The sequence below is a fragment of the Aeromonas media genome, assembly GCF_020423125.1.
GTDB lineage: Bacteria > Pseudomonadota > Gammaproteobacteria > Enterobacterales > Aeromonadaceae > Aeromonas > Aeromonas media.
This window is the reverse complement of the sequence record NZ_CP075564.1, coordinates 4,286,179-4,309,682: the sequence shown is the minus strand read 5'-3', so window position 1 is coordinate 4,309,682 and position 23,504 is coordinate 4,286,179. Positions and strand designations below refer to the sequence as shown.

Annotated in this window: 19 protein-coding genes and 1 tRNA gene; 10 read left to right on the top strand and 10 right to left on the bottom strand. The window is 62.0% G+C overall.

The window, feature by feature from the left end:
- Positions 1–70 precede the first annotated feature (70 nt).
- The 6 genes from potA to KI797_RS19900 all read left to right on the top strand — a co-directional run bounded on the left by potA (position 71) and on the right by KI797_RS19900 (position 7,563).
- Positions 71–1,225, top strand: coding sequence for a polyamine ABC transporter ATP-binding protein (gene potA / locus KI797_RS19925; protein ID WP_005328474.1), 1,155 nt, complete (start codon positions 71–73; stop codon positions 1,223–1,225).
- Positions 1,222–2,127 (top strand): ABC transporter permease subunit, encoded by a 906-nt coding sequence (locus tag KI797_RS19920; protein ID WP_043128697.1) that lies wholly within the window; start codon positions 1,222–1,224, stop codon positions 2,125–2,127. The genes potA and KI797_RS19920 overlap by 4 nt, the downstream gene beginning before the upstream one ends.
- Positions 2,124–2,966 (top strand): ABC transporter permease subunit, encoded by an 843-nt coding sequence (locus KI797_RS19915; protein ID WP_025328719.1) that lies wholly within the window; start codon positions 2,124–2,126, stop codon positions 2,964–2,966. The genes KI797_RS19920 and KI797_RS19915 overlap by 4 nt, the downstream gene beginning before the upstream one ends.
- Before the next feature lie 89 nt (positions 2,967–3,055).
- Positions 3,056–3,781 (top strand): MOSC domain-containing protein, encoded by a 726-nt coding sequence (locus tag KI797_RS19910; protein WP_226170750.1) that lies wholly within the window; start codon positions 3,056–3,058, stop codon positions 3,779–3,781.
- Between the two features lie 140 nt (positions 3,782–3,921).
- Positions 3,922–3,998, top strand: a tRNA-Pro gene (locus tag KI797_RS19905).
- A 586-nt stretch (positions 3,999–4,584) separates the two neighbouring features.
- Positions 4,585–7,563 (top strand): hypothetical protein, encoded by a 2,979-nt coding sequence (locus KI797_RS19900; protein WP_161507713.1) that lies wholly within the window; start codon positions 4,585–4,587, stop codon positions 7,561–7,563.
- A gap of 737 nt (positions 7,564–8,300) precedes the next feature.
- Here the strand turns inward: KI797_RS19900 and KI797_RS19895 are convergent.
- A complete protein-coding gene (locus tag KI797_RS19895) occupies positions 8,301–8,828 on the bottom strand; it encodes a hypothetical protein (protein ID WP_043128692.1) in 528 nt (175 codons plus the stop codon).
- 123 nt (positions 8,829–8,951) lie between these two features.
- The gene (locus tag KI797_RS19890) at positions 8,952–9,416 is read right to left on the bottom strand and encodes a thioesterase family protein (protein WP_226170748.1); all 465 of its coding nucleotides are present in this window, start codon (positions 9,414–9,416) and stop codon (positions 8,952–8,954) included.
- A gap of 133 nt (positions 9,417–9,549) precedes the next feature.
- Between KI797_RS19890 and recQ the strand changes: the two genes are divergently transcribed.
- Positions 9,550–11,373 (top strand): ATP-dependent DNA helicase RecQ, encoded by a 1,824-nt coding sequence (gene recQ / locus KI797_RS19885; RefSeq protein WP_226170746.1) that lies wholly within the window; start codon positions 9,550–9,552, stop codon positions 11,371–11,373.
- Between the two features lie 51 nt (positions 11,374–11,424).
- On the opposite strand, the gene KI797_RS19880 is transcribed toward recQ, so the two are convergent.
- The gene (locus KI797_RS19880; protein WP_226170743.1) at positions 11,425–11,727 is read right to left on the bottom strand and encodes a c-type cytochrome; all 303 of its coding nucleotides are present in this window, start codon (positions 11,725–11,727) and stop codon (positions 11,425–11,427) included.
- Between the two features lie 104 nt (positions 11,728–11,831).
- On the opposite strand from KI797_RS19880, the gene KI797_RS19875 reads away from it, so the two are divergent.
- From KI797_RS19875 to KI797_RS19865, 3 genes are all read left to right on the top strand, one after another.
- Positions 11,832–13,259 (top strand): protein adenylyltransferase SelO, encoded by a 1,428-nt coding sequence (locus KI797_RS19875; protein WP_161507710.1) that lies wholly within the window; start codon positions 11,832–11,834, stop codon positions 13,257–13,259.
- Between the two features lie 10 nt (positions 13,260–13,269).
- Positions 13,270–13,575 carry a DUF3630 family protein gene (locus tag KI797_RS19870; protein ID WP_161507709.1) on the top strand — a complete coding sequence of 102 codons (306 nt, stop codon included), beginning with the start codon at positions 13,270–13,272 and terminating at the stop codon, positions 13,573–13,575.
- A 93-nt stretch (positions 13,576–13,668) separates the two neighbouring features.
- A complete protein-coding gene (locus KI797_RS19865) occupies positions 13,669–14,343 on the top strand; it encodes a 7-cyano-7-deazaguanine/7-aminomethyl-7-deazaguanine transporter (RefSeq protein WP_161507708.1) in 675 nt (224 codons plus the stop codon).
- Between the two features lie 271 nt (positions 14,344–14,614).
- On the opposite strand, the gene rraA is transcribed toward KI797_RS19865, so the two are convergent.
- From rraA to KI797_RS19825, 7 genes are all read right to left on the bottom strand, one after another.
- Positions 14,615–15,100, bottom strand: a complete 486-nt coding sequence (gene rraA, locus KI797_RS19860) for a ribonuclease E activity regulator RraA (RefSeq protein WP_005328442.1) — start codon at positions 15,098–15,100, stop codon at positions 14,615–14,617.
- A gap of 208 nt (positions 15,101–15,308) precedes the next feature.
- Entirely contained in the window at positions 15,309–16,733 is a 1,425-nt protein-coding gene (gene mgtE / locus KI797_RS19855) for a magnesium transporter (RefSeq protein ID WP_161507707.1), read from the bottom strand.
- Between the two features lie 144 nt (positions 16,734–16,877).
- The gene (gene cysG, locus KI797_RS19850; protein ID WP_161507706.1) at positions 16,878–18,284 is read right to left on the bottom strand and encodes a siroheme synthase CysG; all 1,407 of its coding nucleotides are present in this window, start codon (positions 18,282–18,284) and stop codon (positions 16,878–16,880) included.
- 12 nt (positions 18,285–18,296) lie between these two features.
- Positions 18,297–19,109 carry a nitrite transporter NirC gene (gene nirC, locus KI797_RS19845; protein WP_226170740.1) on the bottom strand — a complete coding sequence of 271 codons (813 nt, stop codon included), beginning with the start codon at positions 19,107–19,109 and terminating at the stop codon, positions 18,297–18,299.
- Between the two features lie 134 nt (positions 19,110–19,243).
- Positions 19,244–19,561, bottom strand: coding sequence for a nitrite reductase small subunit NirD (gene nirD / locus KI797_RS19840; protein WP_226170737.1), 318 nt, complete (start codon positions 19,559–19,561; stop codon positions 19,244–19,246).
- Between the two features lie 106 nt (positions 19,562–19,667).
- Positions 19,668–22,214 carry a nitrite reductase large subunit NirB gene (gene nirB / locus KI797_RS19830; RefSeq protein ID WP_161507703.1) on the bottom strand — a complete coding sequence of 849 codons (2,547 nt, stop codon included), beginning with the start codon at positions 22,212–22,214 and terminating at the stop codon, positions 19,668–19,670.
- 199 nt (positions 22,215–22,413) lie between these two features.
- Positions 22,414–23,502 (bottom strand): ABC transporter permease, encoded by a 1,089-nt coding sequence (locus tag KI797_RS19825; protein ID WP_161507702.1) that lies wholly within the window; start codon positions 23,500–23,502, stop codon positions 22,414–22,416.
- Positions 23,503–23,504: the final 2 nt, after the last annotated feature.

Sequence of the window (23,504 nt, the reverse complement as noted above, 5' to 3'; positions counted from 1 at the left end):
CGCCCATCCCGGGGCGCCAGATTGTATTGATGGATCGGCCCCGGCCGGTATCACCTTTGGGAGTTTGGTAATGGCGATAGCCTCCAGTGCCTACAAGAAAGCCCTCGAGGGCAGCCAGCAGCGTAAAGAAGTGCTGGTCAAAATAGACAGGGTAAGCAAGCAGTTCGACGAAACGCTGGCGGTCGACAACGTGTCTCTCAACATCCACAAGGGCGAGATCTTCGCCCTGCTGGGTGGGTCCGGCTCCGGCAAGTCCACCTTGCTGCGGATGCTGGCCGGGTTCGAGCGCCCCACCGAAGGGCGGCTGTTCCTGGATGGGGTCGACATTACCGACATGCCGCCCTATGAACGTCCCATCAACATGATGTTCCAGTCCTACGCCCTGTTTCCCCACATGACGGTGGCGCAGAACATCGCCTTCGGCCTCAAGCAGGATGGCCTGCCCAAGGCAGAGGTCGACGCCCGGGTGGAAGAGATGCTCAAGCTGGTGCAGATGACCCAGTATGCCCGTCGCAAGCCGCATCAGCTCTCCGGTGGTCAACGCCAGCGGGTCGCCCTGGCCCGCTCTCTGGCCAAGCGCCCCAAGTTGCTGCTGCTGGATGAGCCCATGGGGGCGCTGGACAAGAAGCTGCGTTCCAAGATGCAGCTGGAGCTGGTGGAGATCATCGAGCGAGTCGGCGTAACCTGCGTCATGGTGACCCACGATCAGGAAGAGGCCATGACCATGGCCGAACGGATCGCCATCATGCACCTCGGCTGCATCGAGCAGATCGGCAGCCCGATGGACATCTACGAAACCCCGGCCAGCCGGCTGGTGTGCGAGTTCATCGGCAACGTCAACCTGTTTGACGGCCTGCTGGTAGAAGATGAGCAGGACCACGCCACCATCGCCTGCGCGGACCTGGAGCAGCCCATCTACGTGGGCCATGGCATCAGCTCCCGTGCCGAGAACAAGAAGGTGACCTACGCCCTGCGGCCGGAAAAATTGCTGATGAGCCTGCACAAGCCGGAGGAGATCGAGCATCCGGACTTCAACTGGACCAAGGGTGAGGTCTATGACATTGCCTATCTGGGCGGCCACTCGGTTTATCACATCCAGCTGCCCTCGGGCAAAATCGTTCAGGCTTTCATCGCCAATGCCGAACGCCACGGCAAGCGGCCAACCTGGGATGACCAGGTGTTCCTCTATTGGGAAGATGACAGCGGCGTGGTGCTGCAATCATGAAGGCATTGAGACGACTCAAGCAGATGGGGGGACGCCAGCTGGTGATCGGCATCCCCTTCTTCTGGCTCTTCCTGTTCTTCCTGCTGCCCTTCGTCATCGTGGTGAAGATCAGCTTCGCCGAAGCGGATGTGGCGATCCCGCCCTACACCGACGTGGTGACCTGGGCAGATAGTCAGCTCACCATCTTGCTCCACATGGGCAACTACCTGCTGCTGCAGGAGGATGAGCTCTATATCGCGGCCTATCTGGGTTCCCTCAAGATGGCCTTCATCAGCACGCTTCTGTGCCTGCTGATCGGTTATCCCATGGCCTACTCCATCGCACGGGCCAACAAGGAGACCCAGACCGTTCTGCTGTTGCTCATCATGATGCCGACCTGGACCGCGATCCTGATCCGGGTCTACGCCTGGATGGGCATCCTCAGCAACAACGGCCTGCTCAACAGCTTCTTGCTGGGGATTGGGGTAATAGACGAGCCCTTGCAGATCCTCAACACCAACCTGGCGGTCTACATCGGCATCGTTTACTCCTACCTGCCGTTCATGGTGCTGCCGCTCTATGCCAATCTGGTCAAACATGACCAAAGCCTGCTGGAGGCGGCCTCCGATCTCGGCGCCCGCAACCTGACCCGGTTCTGGCAGATCACGGTGCCACTCTCCAAGAACGGCATCATCGCCGGCTGCATGCTGGTCTTCATTCCCGTGGTGGGCGAGTTCGTCATCCCCGAGATGCTGGGCGGCCCTGAGACCCTGATGATCGGCAAGGTACTGTGGCAGGAGTTCTTCAACAACCGCGACTGGCCGGTGGCGTCCGCCCTGGCGGTGGTGATGCTGGCGGTGCTGATCATTCCGATCATCCTGTTCAACCGCAACCAGGCCAAAGAGCTGGAGGGGAAAGTATGAGGCGCTTTGGTTTTGCCAAGCTGATGCTCTGGCTGGGGCTGCTGTTCATCTACCTGCCCATGATCATCATGGTCATCTACTCCTTCAATGCCTCCAAGCTGGTGACGGTGTGGGGGGGCTGGTCCCTGAAGTGGTATTTCGGTCTGCTCGACAACAAACAGTTGATTGGCTCCGTGTTCCGCTCCCTGGAGATTGCCTTCTACACCGCCATCGCCGCGGTGGCGCTGGGGACTGTGGCCGCCTTCGTGCTGACCCGGATCCCCCACTTCCGGGGCCGCACCCTGTTTGGCGGCATGGTGACGGCACCCCTGGTGATGCCAGAGGTGATCACGGGTCTGTCGCTGCTGCTGCTGTTCGTGGCCATGGCCCAGCTGGTGGGCTGGCCCGCCGAGCGGGGCATGCTGACCATCTGGATTGCCCACACCACCTTCTGTACCGCCTATGTGGCGATCGTGGTGTCGGCCAGGCTGCGGGAACTGGATCTCTCCATCGAGGAGGCGGCCATGGATCTTGGCGCCAAGCCGTGGAAGGTGTTCTTCCTGATCACCATCCCGATGATAGCCCCGTCACTGGCGGCGGGGGGCATGATGTCGTTCGCCCTGTCGCTGGATGATCTGGTGCTGGCGAGCTTCGTCTCCGGCCCAGGTTCCACTACCCTGCCGATGGAGGTGTTCTCGGCGGTGCGCCTCGGGGTGAAACCCGAGATCAACGCGGTGGCGAGCCTGATCCTGCTGTCGGTGTCGCTGTTCACCTTCGGCAGCTGGTACCTGATGGCGAGGGCGGAGAAACGCCGCCGTGCCGAGATTGCCATGACCACCCAGATGCAGGCCGTCGCCTGACCCCGGGGCTGTTGAGGCGGTCACGCGGCTTGCGCTGACGGCTCAACAGCCCCTAAGATCCGCATTCTCTCATCCGTCAGGAGCATGGAATGCGGATCTCCCTCTTTATCGGCCAGAGCGCCGAGATGAATGCCGAACTCGCCCCCGGACTCGTCAGTGCCATCGACAAGCATGAGGCAGGCCATCCCCTGTGGTGCAGCTTCTCGGGCCTGGAAGGCGATGAGCAGAGCGACAAACGCCATCACGGCGGCCCGGACCGCGCCCTGCACTACTATCCCGCGGATCACTACCCCTGGTGGAAGACTTGGCAAACCGCGCTGGGCCTGCCTGCCCCCCGAGCCTCCTGGCTGCCGGCGGCCTTTGGCGAAAACCTCTCCGGCCTCGGATTGACCGAGGCGCAGGCCTGTATCGGTGATGTCTATCGCCTCGGCGCCGCCCTGGTCCAGATCAGCCAGCCGAGATCCCCCTGCTTCAAGCTCAATCAACGTTTTGGCTACTCGCACCTCTCTCAGGTGATGCAACTCACCGGTCGCTGCGGCTGGTTGCTGCGAGTGCTGGAGGAGGGGCGAGTGGATCCGGTGGATGAGCTGCTGCTGATGGACAGGCCCTATCCAGAGCTGACGGTGAAGCGCACCGCCGACATCCTGTTCAATCAGGCCCGCCACGAAGGGGACCTGCAACTGCTGCTGGAGAAACCGGCGCTCTCTCCCAATTGGCGGCAGCATGCGGCACACTGGCTGGAGCACGGGGTCGTTGCCGATTGGCGTCGGCGTCTGCTGGGACCAGCCGAGTTTCAGCTGCCGCCAAAGGCGTAACCGAGTACTGGGATGAGTCCGGTGCCCCTGATCGCCATGAAACGCTGGATTATTGAGCGTAAAGCCCTTTTTTTACGGCAGATGCAAAAAAAGGCTTGTGTCATGTCGGGGCTTTCGGTAAATTCTCGCCCCGCAGACATCGGTGTGTAGCGCAGCTTGGTAGCGCACTTCGTTCGGGACGAAGGGGTCGGAGGTTCGAATCCTCTCACACCGACCACATTGGAAAAGGCCGCTCATCGAGCGGCCTTTTCGCTTTTGGAATGCCCAGGGCCATGAGGCATCTCCCCTGCATCTCCTCGTCATTGTCCTTCCTTGTCTGGTCCATCATCCCTCATGCAAAGGCATGCTTCCCGGGACGGTCACGCCCATCCGGTTCACTCCCCCTGTTGTGGCTCCTCGACTCGACGCGCACATGGCGCGTCGCACTGACGGTCTGCTGGACACGATGTCGAGCCTTCACACCGTCGCGACGACACAGATTGGCTTGGAGGCAGGCGTCGCAGCAGGGCGATGGCACGTCAGGTATCGCCACCACGAGTATCAATCGCGATACAGCATCTCCCATGCTCGTTTGGTTCAATTATCAAAGGCTTGTGACCAATCTCGACGGGTAGCGCGGTACCGTGTGTTTCACTGCTGTGACATGCCTGATGGCAAGCATCCGTAACTCATTGTTTTTAAACACCATGTCCACTGGCATACGACTTGCTCTATCGCTCTCGTCATGACGACCGGCGGTCGTAGGTGCTCGTGTCGAACGACACTTCCCGGCCACACAAGGACAACGTCAAGGAGACATCGACATGTTCGTCAGCAAACGATGGAAGACGACGCTGGGGGCCGTGCTCGCGCTCGGGCTGCTCGGCACGGCGCCGGTACAGGCCGCCGACCCCGTTGGGGTGCAGACTACCTTGGAGGGATGTCGCAAAGATGCGAATTTCACCTTCCCTGATGGCGGCCCCTTTATCTGCCCCGACGCGGACTACACCACTGGCAACCTGGGCAAGACGTGGAACGAACTCGACCTCGTTCCTTATCGCATCACGCTGCAGGCCGGTAATTCCGCCCCTGCCAGCCAGATGTACACCCTTGGTGTGGTACTGGACAACGAGGATGCAGGCAAACCCGGATATGACATTATTTCGGCCCCAGTACTGAATGTGGGCAAATCGAGTGCGTCCTGTGCGGCAGCACAGTCGACGCCGCAAACCCCCAAGAACCCCGGCATCGGCGGCACAGACATTTCCATTTACCGACTGATCACGGTCACACAGGCGAAAAATACCACCTGTGTCTATGACTATTACGGCCGGTTGGCCCTGGGATCGCACCTGTTCCCGGGTTCATCGCTGCACGCCAATCTCCTGGCCGAAGATCTCGGCACCGGAGGGGCTGGTGCACGCGACGTCTCCATCCCGGTGAAGGAGATCGAGCCGCAGGAGATTTCCAAGACGATGACGGCCCACCAGGGCGCGGAGCAGACCTGGAATATCTCCAAGGGGACCGAAGACTCGCTGGACTTTGGCAACGTCTGCCGCAGTGATGCGCCGACGTCCCTTCCCGTCCAGATCACGGTCACCTGGACCAAGGCGGAAGTCATCGGTGGCAAGGTTGCGGTCAACATAGTGTTGAATGCGAAGAATCCAGCCGCGCGTACGATCACCGTCGAGTTGACCGACAAGCTGTACAAGGGTTCGGACAACACCGGTACCCTGCTCGATACCTATAACGAGGGTCCATTTGACCTCGCTGCCGGTTTCAATGGCATGGTTGCCGAATTCACGGTCGAATTCGACGCAGCGACGGCGGGCAAGGTTGGCGACTGGCTGCACAACGAGGTATCAGGGACCTATACGGACAAGGCAACTGGCATCCCGGTCCCGGGCACCACGACGGCGGTCGCGAACGCCCAGATCCAGCAGGGTGAGGTCACCAATGCTTCGACGACCATCAAGGACGTGGAGGAGATCGACGGCATGGGTCTGATGTATGCGGTCGGAGTCCCGTCATTCGGCGACTTCCTGGATGGCTACATTGCGGACACGCAGACGGACGGCGAGGTAGGGTGGCAGACGACTGGCCAGACAGACAGTGGTTCCATCACCTTTGACAAGATGGTTTATCTCGACGATCCCAAACGCGTCACGACGGGCATGTTGAGAGACACCGCCTACCTGACCGCCTCGGACGGATTTGCTGCCAGCACCAACGAACTGCAGATCCCGATCGCCTCATCGGTCATGGCCAAGCTCATGATTGAGAAGAGCATCCCCAACTTCCTGGATGCGGGTGAAAAACTCGAGGTGACATTCCACATTACCCGAGCCAATGATGGATCGTTCAGCAAGACCAAGGTTATTACCTTCACGGGGGGAGGCGCGACGACGCAATCCGTCACGGCGTGGGGCCTGGTTCCCGACACCTATTATGTCGAAGAGGTGAGCAGCGTGTTCTTCGCCGCAGGCAGTGACACTGGCGTCCCTGTCGGTCTGGCTGACCCGCGCGACCCAGCCGAGTATCCGAACCCCAGGACGGTGGATCTCCAGCTCGAAGACGGCATCGCGACCCATTGTTCGGCAACTGTCGACTTCCAGAATGTGCCAACAACCGAACCGGCCAAGGCGCAGGTGCAGAAGACCACTGAGCCGGTACTCGAAAACTCGGATGACGACTACTACTGGACCTTCAAGTTGTATGGTCCGGATGGCGGGCTGTTGAGTATGCAAGATGTCGGTGCGGGTGCAGGCCCTTCGATGTTCCAGACCGCTGGCATCGATCTGCTCCTCACTAGCGAGGGTACCTATACCGTGGTCGAGACGGCCAAGGCGGGTTGGGATCTGGTTTCGGCCAACCCGGATTCGCCGATTCAGGACAAGGTCTGCGACTTCGTGGTCGACTACCCGGAGGATGCAGGCAAGGTCTTCTCCTGTTCGTTCCTGAACCGTGAACGCGGCAAGGCACAAGTCCTCAAGACCATGAATGGCCTCCCCGACTTGGGCAGCTACTCGTTTACCTTCGTGCTGCGGCAGGGGGCTACCACCTTCTCCGTCGGCGAGACCCTGGAGTCGATGTCGGCCAATGCCGGGAACGGCGGCACCCTGGTGTTTACGCAGGAGCTCATCCCAGGCCAGACCTATCAGATCTGCGAGATCATGCTGCCGGGGTGGCTCAGCAGCTTCGGAACCTTTGTTCCGAATGCGTTCATGCCACCGGATGGCGTAGTCATCAACCCGAATATCGACAACAGTATTCTCTGTGGCGACTTCGAGGTGGGGCCGGGTGAAACGAAGGTGTTCAATATCGACAACACACCGCCCCCAGGTGGCCGTGCATTGACCATCGGTTTCTGGCGGAACTGGGCGTCCTGCGCCAAATCCAATGGCAAACAGGAACCCGTGCTTGATCAGACGCTGGCCTCCTTTGCCGGTGGCGGGGTCTATATCGGCAACCTGTTCGTGGATACCTGCCAGGAGGCCGTGCGTATCCTGAGCAAGCAGGATGTCGGGAGCGGCAAGCAGAAGTCGAGTGATCCGGCGTTCAACATGGCAGCGCAACTGCTGGCTGCGAAGCTGAACGTGCAAGCCGGGGCGGGTCAGTGTCCGAATGCCGTCACAGCGATGGTTGCAGGCCAAGCCATTCTTGATGGACCGCCGCCCAGCTACGCGGTGAACTTCACCGGGATGGGGGATTATCCGAAGAAGGGCCAATTCGCGGCCGAGGCAAACAACCTCGCCACGACACTGGACCAGTACAACAACAACTATCTGTGCACTGGACCGTAACGGTGTAGCATCGTTGCGTTCAACCGAGGGGCCCGACACAAGCGGGCCCCTCTTCTTTGTGTCTGCGATCCTCGGCGAAGGTTACTTGCGGCTGGCAGCACGACAGGTGGTGACCGTACTGCTCGCGCCAGAGGCGGTGCAAAGCACGATGCAGTACGACGCGATGACATAGTGAAGCAGGAACATGGTGTTGGCATGTCAAACGTTGTGGGGCTGACTACCTGTGCTTCCCACTGCTTCCCACTGCTTCCTCTGCCGTCGCGACATACGGCATGGCACCAAGGCGCCAGCCATTGCAATCGGCTGCCTGGCCTGGCCTGGCCTGAGCTGGCAGGCAAATTTAATGTTCACCTCATCGGGGTGCACCTATGGTGCGATGTGCCTTGCGACCAGGTTATCTCCCGATCGCCAGTTCATCGGCCCTCAGATCATCGAGGCCCTGCGCGACCAAGACCTCAAAGATCCGCCTTGCCGTGGCTCACAATGCTGCTCTGTGTTGGTGAGTCGCATGGGGTTCAATGGGTTGTCTTTCGCATTGGGCTATTTGCCTTGGCCGTGATAGGCAGACGGATGGTGGTATGCAGAGGAGGTTGCCCGGTGTGGAATGCCGCCCATTAAAAGGGCCACCGCTCGGTGGCCCTACAGGTGGAGTCTGATCCTGACTCCGGCACTCTAGATTGTGGCAATCTCGTTGTGGGTCTTGTCGATGGTGCCCTCCTTGCGCCCGGGGCGCATGATCAGATATGCCAGTGTTGATGCCGCAATGCCTTGAAGCCGTGCTGAGTTTGCAGAGCCGCATGCTTGGGGTACTCACTAATGAAATGTGCTATTCCCTCCATCAGTTGTGAACGCAGCGAAGACACGGGCTCATGCCAGGCCTGCAGGCAGAGATGGCCGGGGATCAACTGCTCTCGATACGCTTCCAGCAGTTGCTCTGGCCAGGGTTCGATACCGGGATCATGACGCAGTAGATAGTGGGCGGCGGGTTCACGGGCATAGATGAACTGAACTTGGGCCAGGTCGCGTTGGCTTAGCGTTTGGCTGCCGATGTGGCAAGTCAGATATTTCCCCGTCTTCAGATTCAGGAAGTGACCGCGTTGCCGACAGGCAATGATGCGATACCAAGGCAGGGGTGAACAGAGAGAATACCCCTCCAGCTCCTGTTCCAACCAGTGATGGCACTCGGGTGTCTGCACTTCTTCGCGCATAGACTCGAGCTGTGTCAACAAGGCTCTGGATGGTTTGGTAGCCAGCATCGCGCTCATCGTCTGCAATCCTCCCTCTGCATACAATCCCGACTTTCAGTATGGACCCTGGCCGGTGGAGGGGGTAACAATTCTAATGATTAAAATCAGCTTAGATGCGCACTTTTTATGCAATAAAGGCCATTAGCCGACCAGGTAGGTGCCGGTGCCAAAGGCGATGTGGGTCCCTTCTTCGTTGTGCAGTTCCATACGGGCGACGGCGACCTTGCTACCGGCGCGGATGATGTGGGCGGTGGCGATGAACTCGTTGCCGCGGCCGGGTCGCAGATAGTCGATTCGCAGGTCTATGGTGCCGAGGCGGGAGAAGCGTTCCTTGAGGTGGCTGGGGGAGAAATCCTCCAGCTCGTCGATGCAGGAAGCGGCGACTATCATGCCACCGGCCACATCCAGCAGGCTGGCGGTGACGCCGCCGTGCAAGATGTTATGGAAGGGGTTGCCGATCAGCTTGTCATCCATCTTGATGCGCAGCTCCACTTTCTCGAAGTCATAGTGGGTCACCTGCATGCCGATGAGCTTGTTGAACGGCATCTTCTCGGCGAACAGATTGGCAATGCCACTGAGCGCCATCTTCTTCAACATCTGTTTCATTCTCTGATACCGATCCCTGTCATCAAAGCCGAGTAAAAACTCCAGCCAGTCTGCAACACTTCCTTAACAGTCGCAATGGCAGGTTTATTGTGGGCGGCGGCTGCTTTAGAATGGCGACCCCAAAGGAGAGCCCATGACCGCCATTGCCGACACCTTGCCCGATACCCCCCTTGCCCTGCTGCAGGCGGTCTTCGGCTACCAGCAATTTCGGCCGGGCCAGCTCGAGATCATCGAGCAGATAGTGGCGGGGCGTGATGCCCTGGTGCTCAAGCCCACCGGTGGCGGCAAGTCCCTCTGTTACCAGATCCCGGCGCTGCTCCGCCCCGGGCTCGGAGTGGTGGTCTCGCCCCTCATTTCGCTGATGAAGGATCAGGTGGACAGCCTGCGGGCCAACGGCGTGGCGGCGGTCTATATCAACTCCGCCCTGAGCCGGGAGGAGATGGTCCAGAACTTTGCCGCCATGCGCCGTGGCGAGATCAAGCTGGTCTATGTCTCCCCCGAACGGCTGCTTCAGCACGAGTTTCTGGATCGACTGGCAGAGTTGCCCCTCGGGCTGTTCGCTATCGACGAGGCCCACTGCGTCTCCCAGTGGGGCCACGATTTTCGCCCCGAATACGCGGCGCTGGGACGGCTCAAGCAGTGGTTCCCCCAAGTGCCTGTGGTGGCGCTCACCGCCACTGCCGACGAGGCGACCCGCAGCGACATGCTGCATCGGTTGGAACTCAACGATCCCTTCATTCACACCGCCAGCTTCGACAGGCCCAACATCCGTTACAGCCTGGTGGAGAAGTTCAAGGGGGCCGAGCAACTGCTGCGCTACGTGCAGAGCCAGAAGGGCAACTGCGGCATCGTCTATTGCTCCAGCCGCAACCGGGTGGAGGAAGTCGCAGAGCGGCTCTCCCGCCATGGCTGCAAGGCATCGCCCTATCATGCGGGCCTGCCGCTGGATCAGCGGCTGTGCACCCAGGATGCCTTCCTCAAGGACGATGTCGAGATAGTGGTGGCGACGGTGGCGTTCGGCATGGGGATCGACAAGCCGAACGTGCGCTTCGTGGTGCACTACGACATTCCGAAGAACATCGAATCCTACTATCAGGAGACCGGCCGGGCCGGCCGTGACGGCACCCCGGCTGAGGCGCTGCTGCTATATGATCCCGCCGACATTGGCCGGGTGCGGCGCCTGCTCGACAACATAGAGAATCCCCAGCAGTTGCAGGTGGAGCAGTACAAGCTCAACGTGATGGCGGCCTTCGCCGAGGCGCAGACCTGCCGCCGTCAGGTGTTGCTCAACTACTTCGGCGAGTACAACGACAAGCCGTGTGGCAACTGCGACATCTGCCTGGATCCCCCCAAGAGTTATGACGGCACCGAGGATGCCCAGAAGGCGCTCTCCTGCGTCTGGCGGGTGGGTCAGGCCTTCGGGGTAGGTTATGTGGTGGAGGTGCTCAGGGGCTCGCTCAACCAACGCATCAAGGATCACGGTCACGACAAGCTGTCGACCTACGGCATCGGCAAGGATCAGAGCCACGAATACTGGATGAGCGTGATCCGCCAGCTGATCCACAAGGGGCTGCTGACCCAGAACATCACCCGCAACCTGGTGCTGCAGCTGACCGAGGCGGCCCGCCCCGTGCTGCGCGGTGAGACGACGCTGGCCCTGGCGGTGCCACGCTTGCAGCCCATCTCCAGCCGCAAGGAGAAGCGCAGCGGCCTGCTCGACAACGCCAACTATGACAAGCGGCTGTTCAAGGAGCTGCGCGGTCTGCGCAAGCAGATCGCCGAGGATGAAGAGGTGCCGCCCTACGTGGTGTTCAACGACGCTACCCTGGTGGAGATGGCCCAGCTGATGCCGATGACCGAGGACGAGATGCTGGCCATCAACGGTGTCGGTCACCGCAAGCTGGAGCGCTTCGGAGAGGCCTTTATGGATCTTATCATCGACTACTGCCGCCGCTAGGGTCGATTAACGAAGCGTGATCGACCGCATCGGGGATAGGGCGCCGCCAGGCTACTTCAGGCTGGCATAATAGGCCGCCAGATTCTCCATATCCGCCTCGGTCAGCATCGCCATGAAGGGTGCCATCAATGGCTCTGTGCGGCTACCCTCCTTGAAGGCTTTCATCTGTTTCAGCAGATAGGCAGCGTTCTGTCCGGCCAGATGGGGATAGATGGGGAGACTCGCCTTGCCATCCACCCCATGACAGGCGACGCAGACAGTCGCCTTGGCCTTGCCCGTTTCGATGTCGGCGGCCTTGACCTGATGTCCCCAGGCCAGTGCCAGCAGGGGCAGGGCATATATCCATTTTTGCATTGTTTTCTCCGTGAAATGAAATAGCGCGATCGCCTGTTAGCCTGAGCGGGCAGACGGCGGTATAAAGAGTGACACGAGCATACGCAGGGACGAACCACACCACCATGAAGCTGATCAACACTTTCGCCACCGAACTGCCCTGGGCCTGCGAGCCCGTGGCTCCTCAGCCTCTGCGTGCACCCAGGCTGCTGCACCTCAATCAGGGGCTGCTGCGGGAACTGGGGCTGGACGGGATCGGTGAGGCAGACTGGCTCGCCTGCTGCGGGTTGGGGCAGCCGTTGCCGGGTATGCAGCCGGTGGCCCAGGTCTATGCGGGGCACCAGTTCGGTGGCTACAGCCCGCGCCTGGGGGATGGCCGCGCCCTGCTGCTGGGGGAGCAGCTGGCGCCGGATGGTCAGCGCTGGGATCTGCACCTGAAGGGGGCGGGCAAGACGCCGTTTTCCCGCTTCGGCGACGGCCGTGCCGTGCTGCGCTCCAGCATCCGCGAATACCTCGCCTCAGAGGCGCTCCATGCCCTTGGCATTCCGACCACCCGGGCCCTGGTGCTGGTGGGCAGTGACGAACCCGTCTACCGGGAGCAGGTCGAGAGCGGGGCGACAGTGCTGCGCACAGCGCCCAGCCACCTGCGCTTCGGCCACTTCGAGTACTTCGCCTGGAGCGGCCAGGGGGAGAAGATTCCGGCTCTCATCGATTATCTGCTGCGTCACCACTTCCCCGAACTAGAAAGCGGTGCCGAGCTGTTCGCCGAGGTGGTGCGGCGCACCGCGCGCCTCATCGCCAAGTGGCAGGCGGCGGGCTTCTGTCACGGGGTGATGAACACAGACAATATGTCCCTGCTCGGGCTGACCCTGGATTACGGCCCCTACGGTTTCATCGATGCCTATGTGCCGGATTTTGTCTGCAACCACTCGGATCCGGGTGGCCGCTACGCCCTGGATCAGCAGCCGGCGGTGGGTTACTGGAACCTGCAGAAGCTGGCCCAGGCGCTGGCGGGACAGGTGGACGGCGACGCCCTGGCGGCGGCCCTGGCCCAGTACGAGCATCAGCTGATGTTGCACTACTCCGAACTGATGCGCGCCCGGCTTGGCCTGGAGAACTGGGAGGATGAAGACCCGGCCCTGTTCCGTCAGCTGTTCCAGTTGCTGGCGGCGCATCGGGTGGACTATCACCTCTTCCTGCGTCGCCTGGGTGAGCTGACCACCCAGGGGGAGTGGCACGCCAGCCTGCTGGCGCTGTTGCCGGACCGGGCCGCCTGGCAGGAGTGGCTCGAAACCTATCGGGCCCGGCTGGTCCGTGAAGGGAGCCAGGATGCGGGGCGCAAGGTGCGGATGGATGCCGTCAATCCCAAGTACGTGCTGCGCAATGCCCTGGCCCAGCAGGTGATAGACGCCGCCGAGACGGGGAACATGGCGCCGTTCGAGCGGTTGTTTGCCGCCCTGCAGCGCCCCTATGACGAGCAGCCGGAATACGAGGATCTGGCGACCCCGGTGCCCCAGTGGTATTGCGGTGGCGAGCTCTCTTGCAGCAGTTGAGGGACAACAGATGAACTGGCGTGTCACGCAGACGGATCGGGAGGTCGGGGTGGTGTTGCTGGCCTGTTCAGGCCTTGACTGGGACAACTTCCCGGCTCTTGCCGAAGAGCTGGTCGAGGGGTGGGAGCTTATACCGCTCGAGCGGGAGTGGGGCGCTGATCGCCACAGCTGGCTGCTGGAGTTCGAAGGCAGCCGGTTGCGGCTGGAGTATGAGCAGCACAGCGGCTGCTGGCTGGAGGCGGCGCACCCGGACGACAGGGAGGTGGTGCTTTGGCTAGGCCGTCAGCACTCAGCTGCCTCATCGCATAAGGATTGAACTATCCGCGTCGGGGCGTATAATCTCGCCCCTCAATTATCGCTATGGTGGCGGTATGGGTTCCCTAACCCCATTAACCAAAAAGGTCACAACATGAATCTGACCCCTGCTCAGCACCAGACGGCGCTGGTGCGTCTCTCGTTGTTCCACATCCTGATCATCGCCAGCAGCAACTACCTGGTGCAGCTGCCGATCACCATCTTCGGCTTCCACACCACCTGGGGTGCCTTCAGCTTCCCGTTCATCTTCCTGGCCACCGATCTGACGGTGCGGATCTTCGGTGCCGGACTGGCCCGCAAGATCATCCAGACCGTGATGCTGCCGGCCCTGGCCGTTTCCTATGTGCTCTCCGTGCTGTTCTTCGAAGGCAGTTATCAGGGCATGGGCAACCTGGCGGAGTTCAACCTCTTCGTGGCGCGCATCGCCCTGGCCAGCTTTATGGCCTATCTGGTGGGCCAGTTCATGGACGTGGTGGTGTTCAACCGCCTGAGACTGCTCAGGGCCTGGTGGATGGCACCGGCGGCCTCGACCCTGTTTGGCAACCTGGTGGATACCATCGCCTTCTTCAGCATCGCCTTCTGGCGCAGCACGGATCCCTTCATGGCCGAGCACTGGGTCGAGATCGCGACCGTGGATTACGTATTCAAGCTGCTGATAAGCCTGGGATTGTTTGTACCACTCTACGGCGTGCTGCTGCGCTACCTCAGCCGCAAGCTGGTGGGGGAGGCCGGCCTGGCCGGTCTGCAAACGGCCACACGACAAGCCTGACGAGAATGACCACCCGCGCGGTGGTCATTTTTTTGCACTTTTTATAAATAAGGCTTGCACAGTTAAATGAGAATGATTATTGTTACCTTGTTTTCCGGGAAAGACTTCATTCGTTCCAACGTGATGGACTTCTTGTGAAGGCACGACATTGCTCACATTGCTTCCAGTTAAGGGGCCAGTTGTTTACTGGCCCTCTTTTTTTGTCTGTTTTTCAGCAAGTTGCAGCCATAAAAAATGGGAGCCTAGGCTCCCATCTTCAGTCTGTGTCTGCTTATTCGATATCGAGCGCATCGGGTGAGAGGATCACCCCTGTGGTGTCGGCGTAGAGGTGATCGTCCGGCAGGAAGGTGACACCGCCGAAGTTGACCGGCAGATCCGTCTCTCCCACATCCTTGTGGTCGGCACCGACCGGGATGGCGGCCAGGGCCTGGATGCCGATGTCGAGATCTTCCAGGATGTCGACCTCGCGCACGCAGCCATAGCAGACGATGCCTTCCCACTCGTTTTCCGCCGCCGTGGTGGCGATCTCACTGTCGATCAGGGCCCGGCGCATGGAGCCGCCGCCGTCGATCAGCAGCACGCGGCCGACGCCGTTCTCTTTAACGACTTCACGGATGAGGCCGTTCGATTCGAAGCATTTGACCGTGGTGATGACGCCGCCGAAAGAGGCGCGGCCGCCGAAGGAGCAGAGCATGGGTTCGAGTACATCCACCATGTCCTGATAGATGTCGCACAGTTCTGAAGTGTTGTATTCCATTGTGTCAGATCCACCGCTGGAAACAGGTGGATTCAGTATAAGGAGTGGGGTTGGCATTTCAACGACTATTCCTTGCCCAGAGGCGGGAATCCCCGTTTTTATCGCGGCAGCAACTCCCGAATTCCTGTGCGGGACAAGGGCCTGCCATCCGGGGCTACCGGGGTCTGAGGCCACCAGGGCCGGGCACCCTGGTGGCTGCCATCAGGGGTTAGAGCAGGAACAGGGTCGCCAGACCCAGGAAGATGAAGAAGCCGCCGGTGTCGGTGATGGCGGTGATCATCACGCTGGCCCCCACCGCTGGATCCCGCCCCAGCCGACTCATGGTCATGGGGATGATGACCCCCATCAGGGCCGCCACCAGCAGGTTCAGCACCATGGCGAGCGTCATCACGGCGCCCAGGGCCGCATCCTGATAGAGGAAGTAGGTCGCGACCCCCATGGTGCCGCCCCACACTAGGCCGTTGATCAGCGCCACTCCCAGCTCCCGCCACAGCAGGAAGGAGACGTTGCCCGGCTGGATGTGCTGCAGCGCCAAGGCCCGCACTATCATGGTGATGGTCTGGTTGCCTGTGTTGCCGCCTATCCCCGCGACGATGGGCATCAGGGCCGCCAGCGCCACCAGTTGCGAGATGCTGTGCTCGAACAGGCCTATGACCCGGGAGGCCACGAAAGCGGTGCAGAGGTTCAGCGCCAGCCAGGCCCAGCGGGTCTTGACCGCCTTGGCGACAGGGGCGAACACGTCTTCTTCCTCGCTGATCCCCCCCATGCGACGCAGATCTGTGTCGCTCTCCTCATAGACCAGGTCCACCACTTCGGCGACGGTGAGCCGCCCCATCAGCTTGCCCTTGCCATCCACCACGGCGGCAGAGACGAGATCGTCCCGTTCGAAGGTACGAGCGGCGGCTTCATCGTTGTCTTCCGGGTCGAAGGTAACGGGATCCCGCTCCATGACGTTGGCGACCAGGGTATCCGGTTTGTGCAGCAGCAAAGTGGTGAGGGGCAGCTCCCCCTGCAGCCGGTTGCGCCGGTCGGTGACGAACAGCTTGTCGGTGTTGGCGGGGATCTTGCCGAGCTGGCGCAGGTAGCGCTGCACCGTCGCCAGGCTTACCTCGGCGCGCACCGTGATCAGCTCGAAATCCATCATGGCGCCGACCGTGTGCTTGCCGTAGCGGATCACCTCCCGCACCCGGTCGCGCTGGTCGGGGGCCATGGAGGTGAGCAGCCGACCCATCAGGTTGCGAGGCAGGTATTGGCCTAGGTAGATCTGATCGTCGATGTCGAGGCTGCGCAGGGCCTGCAGCAGCGCCTTGTCACTCATGCCGCTGATCAGGCTGTCCCACACCGTCTCCGACGCCTCGACCAGGATCTGGCCATGGCGCTCCGGGTCCACCTGTTGCCAGAGCACGTGGCGCTCGTCCGGGGGCAGGGACTCCAGGGCATCGGCGACGTCGGCGGCCGGCAGGCTGTTGACCAGGCGCGTCAGCTCGCTGGTCTGATCTCGCAGTGCGGCGTCCTGCACCCCTTGAGGATCGAGCAGGCTGTCGGTGAGGGCATCGTCGGCCAGCAGCAGGGTGAGGATGCGGGCTCTGTCGTGTTCACGCTGTTTGGCGCTGTTCTTGGGGGGGAGAGACATGCAACAAGATTCCTGAATTCGGTTGGCCGGATGGCCTTGCTCCATAGGATACCAAATTCAAAACAAGAGGTTATGACAGTCAGCACAGTAAAACAGACGCTGCCCCAGGGCGGCGTCGTCAAACAGGGGCGCGGGAGGACTCCATCAGGCGGATGCCACCGCCGCCAGAGGGGCATTGTTCTGACCGAACCAGGCGAGCTGGTCGGCCAGTGTCACCACAGACCCCACCATGATAAGGGCTGGGCTCTCGACCCCGGCCGCCAGCTCGGGTAACTGGTCGAGGGTGCCGCGAATGACCCGCTGGCTTGGCTGGGTGCCGCGCTCGATCAGCGCCACCGGGGTGTCGCCCCCCTTGCCGTGGGTCAGCAGTTGCTCGCGGATCACGGCGCAAGACGAAAGCCCCATATAGAACACCAGGGTCTGTTTGTCTCTGGCCAGCAGCGGCCAGTCGAGATCCCGGGCGCCCCCTTTGCCGTGGGCGGTGACGAAGCGCACGCTCTGGGCGTGGTCGCGGTGGGTGAGCGGAATGCCAGCGTAGGCGGCACAGCCGCTGGCCGCAGTGATCCCCGGCACCACCTGAAAGCCGATGCCGCTGCCGACCAGCGTCTCCAGCTCCTCGCCGCCACGGCCGAAGATAAAGGGGTCGCCCCCCTTCAGCCGCACCACCCGCTGCCCCTTCTTCGCCTCCTCCAGCAAGAGCTGGTTGATCCCCTCCTGCGGCACGCAGTGATTGCCCGCCTGCTTGCCGACGAAGATACGTTTGGCATCCCGGCGCACCAGCGCCATCACCTCGTCCGAGACCAGCCGGTCATAGACCACCACGTCCGCCTGCTGCATCTGGCGCAGGGCGTGCAGGGTGAGCAGGCCCGGATCGCCGGGGCCTGCTCCCACCAATACCACCTCGCCACCGGTCTGGCTCTCGTCGGCAAACAGGCTGTCGGCCAGCTGATTGGCAGAGGCGCTATCGCCCCGTGCCAGCGCCTGCCCGAGTCGGTCTGCCCCGAGCAGCCGCTCCCAGAAGCGGCGCCGCTCCCCCATGCTGGCGAAGCGGGCCTTGACCCGCTCCCGCAGGCTGCCGGCGAAGGCCGCGACGGCGCCCAGATGCTGAGGCAGCAGGGCTTCGAGTTTTTCCCGCAGCAGCCGGGCCAGCACCGGGGCTTTGCCGCCGGAGGAGATGGCCACCATCAGCGGCGAGCGGTCGATGATCGACGGCATGATGAAGCTGGAGCGTTTCGGGTCGTCCACCACGTTGGCAAAGATCCGCGCCTGATTCGCGCTCTGGTAAACCAGCGCATTCACCTCGCGCCGATCGGTGGCGGCCACCACCAGCCACTTGCCCGTCAGTTGCGCCGGCGCGAATTCACCGGCCAGCCACTCGATGCTGCCGTTGGCAGCCAGTTCCGCCAGCTCGGGGTCGAGCTCGGGCGCGACCACTGTGAGGTGGGCACCGGCATCCAGCAGCAGGCGCGCCTTGCGCTCCGCTACCTCGCCGCCGCCGACCAGCAGCACGGGTTTGTTGTCGAGTCGGCAAAAGATGGGCAAGTAGTCCATGGGGCCTCCTGATCAGGCGGTTTGGGTCTGGCTGATGGTGGTGGTGGCGTCGCTCACCGCGACCGGGCGCTCAGCCTTGGGGGTGGCATACCAGTAGCCGAGGCCCATGAAGAGGGCGCCGGAGACGGTGTTGCCCAGGGTCACCCACAGCAGGTTGTGGCCTATGCCGCCCAGGGTGTAGGCCTCTGAATGGGCGCCGAACCAGGAGAGGGCGAACAGGGTCATGTTGGCGACCGAGTGCTCGTAGCCGGAGGCTATGAATGCCAGCAGGCACCACCAGATGGCGATGAACTTGGCGGCACCCTCGGTGCGCAGCGCCATCCAGATGGCGAGGCAGACCAGCCAGTTGCACAGCACGCCCTTCATGAACAGGGTCAACGCCGGTGCCTGGGTCTTGGCCAGCGCCACCTTGTGCGCCAGGCTGCCCGCGTCCGGCAGCAGGCTGCCGCCATAGGAGTAGATCAGCGCCACCGCGATGGAGCCGAGCAGGTTGCCGGCCCAGGTCTGCGGCAGGATGCGCAGCAGGTCGGCCATGGCGATCTTGCCGGTCTTCACCCCGAAGGTGAGGAACATGGTGTGGCCGGTGAACAGCTCCGAGCCGGCGATGACAACTAAGGTGAGGGCGATGCCGAAGGTGGCCCCCATCACCAGCGGACGCACGCTGGCATCCACCAGATTGCCCAGGGTGAAGATGAGGATGATGCCGAGGCCCACATAGGCCCCCGCCATGGCGGAGCTGAGCCAGAAGCCGAGCTTGTCGCTGCGCTCGAAGCGGTTGATGCGGGCCGCGTTGGCGGCGCACTTGTTGATGCTGTCGGTATACATCTTTGTTTCCTTCAAGAGGGCCGCCCGCGGGCAGCCCTGATATGCATGGTGTTAGCCGATGACCCAGATCTGCGGATCACGTACTTTGACAGGGACGTAGCCCTGTACCGACATGGATCTGGGGTTTGTCGGCATCAGACGGCAACCCAGACCTGCTGGTCGCGTACTTCAACGGGATAGCTTTGCACCGACATGGCGGCGTTCTCGAGGCAGTGGCCGTCGCGCAGACGGAAGTGCTGCTTCTTGAGCGGGCTGGCGACCCAGAGCTCACCCTCGTGTTCACCTATGATGCCGCGCGACAGCACGTTGGCGGCGAAGAAGGGATCCCGGTTGTCGATGGCTAACACCTCGGCGGCCGCGCTCGGGCGGAACAGAGCGATCTGGCGACCTTCAATGAGTGCGCAGACTCCGGTTCCCGGCAGGATGTCGTTGAGTTGGCAGGCGAATTTCATGATTGAACCTCCACACCGAGCGAAACAGGCATATTCTGGCGACCTTCAATGAGTGCGCAGACGCCGGTTCCCGGCAGGATGTCGTTGAGTTGGCAGGCAAGTTTCATCATTTGGTCTCCACCTCGATCTGGTAGACGGGAATGCGCTCGGCAGGGGTAGCCGGTCTGTGCTGGTCGCGCTCGCTGACGAACTGCACGTCCGGGTCACGCTTGCCGCTGTTGATGAAGTGGCTGAAACGCTTGAGCTGCTCCTCTTCATTCAAGGTGCGGGACCACTCGCACTCGTAGCTGTCGATCAGCACCTGGATGTCGCGCTCCAGGGTGGCATTCAGTCCCAGCTTGTCGTCGACGATTACCTCGCGCAGGTAGTCGACCCCGCCCTCCAGGTTGCCGAGCCAGACCGAGGTGCGCTGTAGTTTGTCGGCGCTGGTGACGTAGAACATCATAAAGCGGTCGATCAGCTTGATCAGGGTTTCGCGGTCTAGGTCAGAAGCCAGCAGGTCGGCGTGGCGCGGCTTCATGCCGCCGTTGCCGCCCACATAGAGGTTCCAGCCCGCGTCTGTGGCGATGATGCCGACGTCCTTGCCCTGGGCTTCCGCACATTCACGGGTACAGCCGGAGACGCCGAACTTCATCTTGTGGGGGGTGCGAATGCCCTTGTAGCGGTTCTCGAGGAAGACCCCGAGGCCGACACTATCCTGCACGCCGAAGCGGCACCAGGTGCTGCCGACGCAGGTCTTGGCCATGCGCAGCGCCTTGGCGTAGGCCTGACCGGTCTCGAAACCGGCCGCCAGCAGCTTGCGCCAGATGGCGGGCAGGTCATCCTTCTGGGCCCCGAACAGGCCGATGCGCTGGGCGCCGGTGATCTTGGTGTAGAGCTTGTAGTCGCGGGCCACTTCGGCCACCGCCAGCAGCCCTTCCGGGGTCACTTCACCGCCGGCCATGCGCGGGATGACGGAGTAGCTGCCGTCCTTTTGCATGTTGCCGAGGAAGATGTCGTTGGTGTCCTGCAGCTGGGTATTGAGCGGGCTCAGCACATAGTCATTCCAGCAGGAGGCGAGGATGGAGCCGACGGTCGGTTTGCACACCTCGCAGCCATGGCCGTGACCGTGCTTGGCCAGCAGCTCGTCGAAGCTCTTGATCCCCTCCACCTTGACCAGGTGGAACAGCTCCTGACGGGAGTAGGGGAAGTGGGCGCAGAGGTGGTTGTTGACCTCGATGCCCTGCTTCACCAGCTCGGCGTTGAGCACCTGGCTGATGAGCGGCACGCAGCCACCACAGCCGGTACCGGCCTTGGTGTGCTGCTTGATGGCGGCCAGCGTGGTGTGACCCTCGGCGACCGCCTGGGCGATGTCGCCCTTGGAGACGTCGAAGCAGGAGCAGATCTGGGCAGTTGAAGGCAGGGCATCCACCCCCAGGGTCGGCTTGGCACCGGCGTAGGCGGGCAGGATCAGGGTGTCCGGGTGGCTCGGCAGCGGCAGGGCGTTGAGCATCAGCTGCAGCAGGTTGCCGTAGTCATCCACGTCACCCACCAGCACGGCGCCGAGCAGGCGGCTGTTGTCTTCGCTCACCACGATCTTCTTGTAGACGCCGGCCTGGTCGTCCTGGAACACATAGCTGTGGCTGCCCGGGGTGCGGCCGTGGGCATCACCGATGGAGCCGACGGAGACGCCGAGCAGCTTGAGCTTGGCGCTCATGTCCGCCCCTTCGAAGCGGCTGTCGCCGCCGAGCAGGTGGTCGACGGTGATCTGGGCCATCTTGTAGCCCGGTGCCACCAGCCCGAAGAAGCGGCCCTGCCAGGCGGCGCACTCGCCGATGGCATAGATGTCGGGGTCGGAGGTGAGGCAGTGATCGTCGATCAGCACGCCGCCACGGTCGGCGATGGCCAGTTCACAGTAACGGCCCAGGGTATCCTGCGGGCGGATGCCGGTGGAGAAGACCACCACGTCCACTTCAAGCTGGCTGCCGTCGGCGAAGGCGAGGCGGTGCTGGGCGTCGCGGCCGCCGTGCATCAGGATCTCGCTGGTGCTCTTGCTGGTGTGCACCTGCACGCCCATGGATTCAATCTTGCGGCGCAGCAGCTGGCCGCCCTGACCGTCGAGCTGCTCGGCCATCAGCACAGGGGCAAACTCCACCACGTGGGTCTCGAGACCCAGTGCCTTGAGGGCGCCGGCGGCTTCCAGGCCAAGCAGACCGCCACCGATCACCACCCCGCTCTTGCCGCTCTTGGCGGCGCTGCGGATGGCTTTCAGATCCTCGATGGTGCGATAGACGAAGCACTCGTGGTGCTGGCTACCCTGGATGGGGGGCACCCAGGGGTAGGAGCCGGTGGCCAGCACCAGTTTGTCGTAACCGACCACAGTGCCCTTGTTGGAGTGCACTTCGCGGGTCGTTCTGTCGATTTTTTTCACCGCTTCGCCGAGCAGCAGGCGGATGCCGTGCTTGTCGTAGAAGCCGGGTTTGACGAGGGAGAGATCTTCGCTGGTGTGATGGGAGAAGTAGGAGGAGAGATGGACGCGATCGTAGGCAGGACGGGGTTCTGCACCGAAGACGGTGATCTCGTAGCGGCCCGGGTCGGCCCGCTCGATCAGCTCTTCGATGAAGCGGTGCCCCACCATGCCGTTGCCCACAACGACCAGTCTGACTTTGCTCATGGTTGCCTCAATTTTGGAGTAATAAAACATCAATCTGACGTTAGGCTATCCAGTTAGGGGCGGTGGGCAATTGATGTAAATCAAGTGTCTATTTATATATCTCCTCAGGGGTAATTCGAGAGAATTCAAACCTATGCATAAATGGGTATACCAGTTGACGGTTTCCGTGTTCGGTGCAGCCCTGGCAGGGGCCGGGTCATCAGGCGATATGGCGGCGGAACATGGCCAGCGCCAGGGAGAGGGTGACACCGGCGATGGAGAGCAGGGGCCAGAGCAGGGGCCAGGCCGCCGACCAGCCGAGATCCTTGAGGAAGACCCCCTTGAGCAGCAGGATGAAGTGGCTGAGGGGATCCACGGCCGCCAGCCACTGGAACAACAGCGGCATGTTCTCGATGGGGGAGACATAACCGGAGAGGATCACCGCCGGCACCATGAAGGAGAAGACCCCGAGAAACGCCTGCTGCTGGGTCGAACAGAGCGACGAGACGAAGAGCCCTATCCCCGCCAGCGCCAGGCCGTAGCAAACCATGCCCGCCATCAGCAAGGTGGTGCTGCCGCCAAACGGCACCTGATAGAGGAAGCGGGCCGCCAGCGCGACTATGGTGCCCTGGCCCACCGCCACCAGGATGCCGGGTACCGCCTTGCCCGCCATGATCCAGCCCGCGGTGAGGGGGGACACCAGCAACTGATCGAAGGTTCCCTCTTCCCGCTCCCGTGCCACCGACAGGGCGGTGACGATGAGGCAGCCGACCGTGGTGATGATGGCCACCAGGGAGGGCAATATGTGCCAGCTGAACTCGATGTTGGGGTTGTAGAGGTGGCGCACCGCCAGTTCGGGCTGCCCCTTGCCCTCGCTCTGCCAGCGGGCGATCACCTCATTGATGTAGCCCGCCGCCACCTGACCCCCGTTGGATCGGCGTCCGTCGATGATGAGTTGCAGCCTGGCCTGTTCGCCCCTGGCCAGTCGGCGGGAGAAATCCTGCGGAATGATGAGGCCGATCAGCGCCTGCTGCCCGGTGATGGCATTGGTCATCCCGGCCTCGCCCGCCACCGTCATCACTGTGGTGAAGGCGGGCATATGGGTGAGGCGTTCGATGAGCTCCCGGCTCTGCGCCCCTCCATCCTGGTCGTAGATGGCCAGGGTGTTGCCGGTCACCTCCAGGGTGGCGGCGAAGGGGAAGAGGGCCGTTTGCAGCAGCACCGGCATGATGAGCAGGAAGCGCCCCTGGGTATTGCCAAGCAGGGCCTGTAACTCTTTTCGGATCAGCCACCAGAGTCGGATCAGCATGT

Excerpts from the sequence above, each read along its gene's own strand:
- potA (WP_005328474.1), top strand. The coding sequence starts at position 71 with ATGGCGATAGCCTCCAGTGCCTACAAGAAAGCCCTCGAGGGCAGCCAG.
- KI797_RS19920 (WP_043128697.1), top strand. The coding sequence starts at position 1,222 with ATGAAGGCATTGAGACGACTCAAGCAGATGGGGGGACGCCAGCTGGTG.
- KI797_RS19915 (WP_025328719.1), top strand. The coding sequence starts at position 2,124 with ATGAGGCGCTTTGGTTTTGCCAAGCTGATGCTCTGGCTGGGGCTGCTG.
- KI797_RS19910 (WP_226170750.1), top strand. The coding sequence starts at position 3,056 with ATGCGGATCTCCCTCTTTATCGGCCAGAGCGCCGAGATGAATGCCGAA.
- KI797_RS19900 (WP_161507713.1), top strand. The coding sequence starts at position 4,585 with ATGTTCGTCAGCAAACGATGGAAGACGACGCTGGGGGCCGTGCTCGCG.
- KI797_RS19895 (WP_043128692.1), bottom strand. The coding sequence starts at position 8,828 with ATGAGCGCGATGCTGGCTACCAAACCATCCAGAGCCTTGTTGACACAG.
- KI797_RS19890 (WP_226170748.1), bottom strand. The coding sequence starts at position 9,416 with ATGAAACAGATGTTGAAGAAGATGGCGCTCAGTGGCATTGCCAATCTG.
- recQ (WP_226170746.1), top strand. The coding sequence starts at position 9,550 with ATGACCGCCATTGCCGACACCTTGCCCGATACCCCCCTTGCCCTGCTG.
- KI797_RS19880 (WP_226170743.1), bottom strand. The coding sequence starts at position 11,727 with ATGCAAAAATGGATATATGCCCTGCCCCTGCTGGCACTGGCCTGGGGA.
- KI797_RS19875 (WP_161507710.1), top strand. The coding sequence starts at position 11,832 with ATGAAGCTGATCAACACTTTCGCCACCGAACTGCCCTGGGCCTGCGAG.
- KI797_RS19870 (WP_161507709.1), top strand. The coding sequence starts at position 13,270 with ATGAACTGGCGTGTCACGCAGACGGATCGGGAGGTCGGGGTGGTGTTG.
- KI797_RS19865 (WP_161507708.1), top strand. The coding sequence starts at position 13,669 with ATGAATCTGACCCCTGCTCAGCACCAGACGGCGCTGGTGCGTCTCTCG.
- rraA (WP_005328442.1), bottom strand. The coding sequence starts at position 15,100 with ATGGAATACAACACTTCAGAACTGTGCGACATCTATCAGGACATGGTG.
- mgtE (WP_161507707.1), bottom strand. The coding sequence starts at position 16,733 with ATGTCTCTCCCCCCCAAGAACAGCGCCAAACAGCGTGAACACGACAGA.
- cysG (WP_161507706.1), bottom strand. The coding sequence starts at position 18,284 with ATGGACTACTTGCCCATCTTTTGCCGACTCGACAACAAACCCGTGCTG.
- nirC (WP_226170740.1), bottom strand. The coding sequence starts at position 19,109 with ATGTATACCGACAGCATCAACAAGTGCGCCGCCAACGCGGCCCGCATC.
- nirD (WP_226170737.1), bottom strand. The coding sequence starts at position 19,561 with ATGAAATTCGCCTGCCAACTCAACGACATCCTGCCGGGAACCGGAGTC.
- nirB (WP_161507703.1), bottom strand. The coding sequence starts at position 22,214 with ATGAGCAAAGTCAGACTGGTCGTTGTGGGCAACGGCATGGTGGGGCAC.
- KI797_RS19825 (WP_161507702.1), bottom strand. The coding sequence starts at position 23,502 with ATGCTGATCCGACTCTGGTGGCTGATCCGAAAAGAGTTACAGGCCCTG.